General features: G+C 47.4%; 3 protein-coding genes and 1 pseudogene. 3 read left to right on the top strand and 1 reads right to left on the bottom strand.

The features are described 5' to 3' along the window. Nucleotides 1-103: 103 nt before the first annotated feature. Genes BMZ51_RS23830 through BMZ51_RS23090 form a run of 3 tightly spaced genes read left to right on the top strand, consistent with a single transcriptional unit; the run spans nucleotide 104 to nucleotide 3,809 of the window. Nucleotides 104-316 carry an HNH endonuclease signature motif containing protein gene (locus BMZ51_RS23830; RefSeq protein ID WP_161941240.1) on the top strand — a complete coding sequence of 71 codons (213 nt, stop codon included), beginning with the start codon at nucleotides 104-106 and terminating at the stop codon, nucleotides 314-316. Further along, the gene (locus BMZ51_RS23085; protein ID WP_068009288.1) at nucleotides 309-773 is read left to right on the top strand and encodes an SMI1/KNR4 family protein; all 465 of its coding nucleotides are present in this window, start codon (nucleotides 309-311) and stop codon (nucleotides 771-773) included. The genes BMZ51_RS23830 and BMZ51_RS23085 overlap by 8 nt, the downstream gene beginning before the upstream one ends. Nucleotides 774-776: 3 nt before the next feature. After that, nucleotides 777-3,809 (top strand): DUF6531 domain-containing protein, encoded by a 3,033-nt coding sequence (locus tag BMZ51_RS23090; RefSeq protein WP_068009285.1) that lies wholly within the window; start codon nucleotides 777-779, stop codon nucleotides 3,807-3,809. 84 nt (nucleotides 3,810-3,893) lie between these two features. Here the strand turns inward: BMZ51_RS23090 and BMZ51_RS24200 are convergent. Next, nucleotides 3,894-4,168: pseudogene (locus tag BMZ51_RS24200) on the bottom strand (IS5 family transposase); the annotation flags it as partial.

Consider the following 4,168-nt stretch of genomic DNA (forward strand, 5'->3'; position numbering starts at 1 on the left):
GTCTTCACGCCTTCACAAATTGATTTTAAGGGTGCAGACACGAACATGCATGCAAGAAACAGGTCGGATTGGATCTGTCAAAGCGAGATTAAAAGAGAGAAATATGACTGTATCAAAGACAGCTAAACCCAGTCGGGTACGTGACTGTTATATGGCAAACCAGCATGCAGGACATGTCAGAACTCCAAAGGGGTTTACCTGGCACCATGATGGCGCCAATCCGGGTACATTACAACTTGTCGATTCCATCATGCATAACGCCTTTCCTCACTCCGGTGGTGTTTCGGTAATCAAGGAGCAACTGAAGAATGGCTAAGGCAGTGATATTGGACGCTTCCACCGGGCTTGATGAAGCAGGTCTTGCAACTTTGGAAAAGAAACTGGGGCTCGCTCTACCAGCAGATTATCGGTCGTTTTTGTCTCAGCAAAATGGCGGTAGACCAGTACCAGAATGCTTCTCGTTTCTTGATGATGATGGTCCCTATAGCGATTCGTTGGTGGACTGGTTTTTGTCAGTGGGAACTGATGATCCGTCAGATTTACTGGATTATTGTTCCATGTATGTCGAGGACGAGCGTGTTCCATCCCATATGCTTCCCATTGCGCATGATCCGTTCGGTAATCTGATCCTGCTGTCCTTGTCTGGAGATGATGCAGGCGCGATATATTTCTGGGATCATGAAAATGAAGGGGACGCTGATTACAGCAATCTGAATTACATCGGGAAAAACTTGGATCATTTCCTTGAACGTCTCTTCAGCTTTCAGGGCTAACATATGTCCATACTTTATGACCTTTATGATTATCGGGGGCAGAGGCCAGGAAACACCCGGCTTGTGGATTCAATTTTCAATCCTGTCTCTGGTGAAGCGACCTTTTCCAGAACTGATCTTTATTACCCGGGAAAAATTCCCCTCTTTCTGACCTCGACCTGGCAGTCCATGTCACTTTTCAACGGACAGACTGGCGAGGGATGGATTGATAACTGGAGCCTGTATGTTCTGCCAGGCCCGGAATGGTTGAGCCTTCACCTGCCAACGGGTGAGATAGCACGTTTCCAGATACCCTGGTCCGGGGGAATTTCCACCAATCCTGTTGTAAAGGACTGGAAGCTTGAAATCCTGAATATGCGCCCGACCTTTCGGGTAGCAGGGGGATTGTTTTACGAGTTTGGTTTGTCGGACGGTAAAAAAGTTTTTCTGCGCAGGCTATATAATGAAGCTGGCGATGAAATCCGTTTCAAACGATCAGCCTACGGAAATTTGACCAGTGTTTCCCGCAGTGACGGGCTGCATCTTGATATTCATTGTGATGATTTGCAAATCAATCGGATAAGCGAGCGGGATCGGATAACCGGTCAACTAAAGGATGTTGGTTCCTATCGATATGATGATGATGGCAGGCTTGTACAGGTTCGCTCGGCATATGCCGGAGAGTGGGCCTATATGTATAATGAAGACGGGAAGCTTACCCACCGGGTGAGACCTTCAGGTGCGTTTGAAGCCTTGCAGCTAGATAGTGATAACCGGCTTTTGAATAGGCGCTTCAGGCATGGCATGGCGCCGTTGGAATGTGCCTATCCGGCCACTGACAAGACGGTAATCCGCCGTGGTGGAGACGCAATAACCGAATTCAGCATTGATTGTGACCAGGCCGTTCTTTCCTCTTTCAGGTTGGCAGATGGGCGAACCGTTACCTATCACTGGCAAGATGGCCGCTTGCATCGGGTGGAGGCAGGTGAAGATACAAGTCTGGAATTCTCATATGAGGATGAATGGGGCCTGCTCGCGTCAATAGGGGATGGTGATCAGGAGCTTTTGAGAATTGGTTATGACGATGCCGGAAATCCGCTTTCGATGAATTTCCGGGGTCTGGAATGGTTGCTGAAATATAATCAAGTTACGAACACCCTGTCGGAACTTATCACGCCCGACACCAGCTTAAGCTTCACAGATGGGGTTGTACAAACACCTCGATCAGCCCCATATTCTCCGTCAGACTTATTCGGTTCCTTGGCTGAGATTGTACGAAAAAGGCCTTTGTCGGTAGCTGGTCTCATTGAATTGCCGCAGTCTGTACAAGAGGGCAGAGCAGACATATTGCTTGCTCATATTCATGATATTCTTTCGGCTCCTGTTGAAAGAACCAGCTGGCGGGCAGCTCTTTCCGGGGATTCTTCTGGTATTCATGTAGACTTGCCTCATAACCTTCTGGACCGTATGTCCAGTTTGTTTCATGCGGCTTTTCTGGGTGTATCCGAGCCTTTGTTGTCTCCTTTTTCCTCCAATGTTGTGCCTGTATCGCATCTTCAGTTTTACCATGCTGATAATCGCTCTGATTTTGTCGAGATTGAAACCGAAGTTATTGGTCGTGACGGCTTTGGTCGCCCCGTCGGTTTGGAGGATCGCTCCGTTGAAGTGGGTTTCAGTCGTTCCGGGTTTATAAATGATCTTGCAGTTACAGGTAATTCCGAGGAATGGACCTTTTCCTCAACGGGTGCTGATGTGTTTGATATTGCCCGAACAGCTCATTTGGCAAGATCCGAACAATCTGATGGAAACATCAAAACCAGTGTCCATCAATGGCATGCAAACCTGACTGACGAACCTGAGCAATCTCTGGATGCTGCGTTTGATGGCGTTGGTCGCCTTTGCAGTTTGACCGACGGTCAGCAGGTTTTCAAAAGAAATTATTTGGGAACATTTCTTGAAACGGAACAGATTGACGACAGGGTTTTTCGCTACACCTATGATGATACTGGTCGGTTAAGTGCTGTTACAAGTGATCGCTTTTTTGCTCAGTTTGAGAGGGACGAGGGTTGCGACATCCTAAAACTGAATGGGCAAAAATTTAAATGCTATTCAGATCAAAGCTGGCAAGTTATCGAAGATCCTGACCTCGCGATTTTTCGATTCAATTCCGAAACTAACTATGTAACCGGAACGGTCCAATCGGGGACTATTGATAATCAGCATGGCATTCAAACCAGTTTTTCAAGGAGATTTTCCGACAAGGAAGGCGAATGTAGCGACGCTACTGGAACGGATCGCTACACATCGAGAGCGAACGGGTTTGTCTGTGAGAGTACTGGTTTCTACCTGAATGTGGACCAAGCTGATGATTGTTTAAGGATTGACTTGAATGGTCAAGAACTGCAGATCACCGATCATGGTGATAGGTTTTCTCTGATCTCTGAAAGTCGTGAGGTAGCATTCAATACTCAGCGCAGTCCTACTGGGGCAGTTCAAACCGTGACGCTCAGTGAGGATGACCAGGATATTCTATGCTACGAATTGGTTCGTGATGTTGTTGGTAGGGTTAAGTCCATTCGATTTTCGGGCTTGCTTCCAGGATTTTTGCAAAACTCGAGAGCAAGTAATCTTCATGATGAGGTGGATCTGAGTTATACCCTTGCAGGTCAGATTTGTGATGTCAGAATGAAGGAAATCGGGGGAGCAAGGCGTTTCTGTAGCCCTCATTACATCGCAGGACAGCACTGGTTTATGATGCTGGATAATGAACCAGTTTCCTGTCTTCCCTGTAAGAATGGGATACTACTCAGAACTGAAGATCAGACGCGTTATACTTTTCCCTTCGACCACACTCTTTTCGGTGCTGATGCTTCTTCGCGAATAGCGGTACGTATGTCGAAACTGAACAGCTTTGGAATGTCTAGTGGTATGTTTTATGTCTTGTCGCGGCTGCAGGTTTTCGATAACTTTTTTCCTTTTGGTCAATTGATCCCTGAAGGTCTGATATGGCCCCAAATACCGTTCTGGAAGGGACCTTACGGGGGCTTTGTTGCGTAAATACGACGTTGTTGCATGGGTCAGAACGGCCTTGTTGCATGGGCCGTGAATAGCTTACAGCACTCCCAAACCCGTCAATTCAGGTCATGAGATTGCTTCGAACGCGGGCCTGCTGAGTTCGGTTATTGTGTTGAGAATGCGAACGCCAATCTTTGTTTCGGTCCTCTGATTGTTAAAGGTGCGTGCCTTCAGTTTGTTGCCGATGACTTGCTTCCAGCGTCCCATCTGGGTTTCAATTCGCGAGCGCTGATTGTAGCCTGTTTGCTTTTGCCAGCCAAGGCGCCCTTTGTCTTTGATCGCAAGAATATGTTTATCTCGCGATGACGGATTCCGGTCAGCCTCAGGACTTAAAACAGCTG

It is taken from the genome of Pseudovibrio axinellae, from assembly GCF_900110875.1.
Taxonomy (GTDB): domain Bacteria; phylum Pseudomonadota; class Alphaproteobacteria; order Rhizobiales; family Stappiaceae; genus Pseudovibrio; species Pseudovibrio axinellae.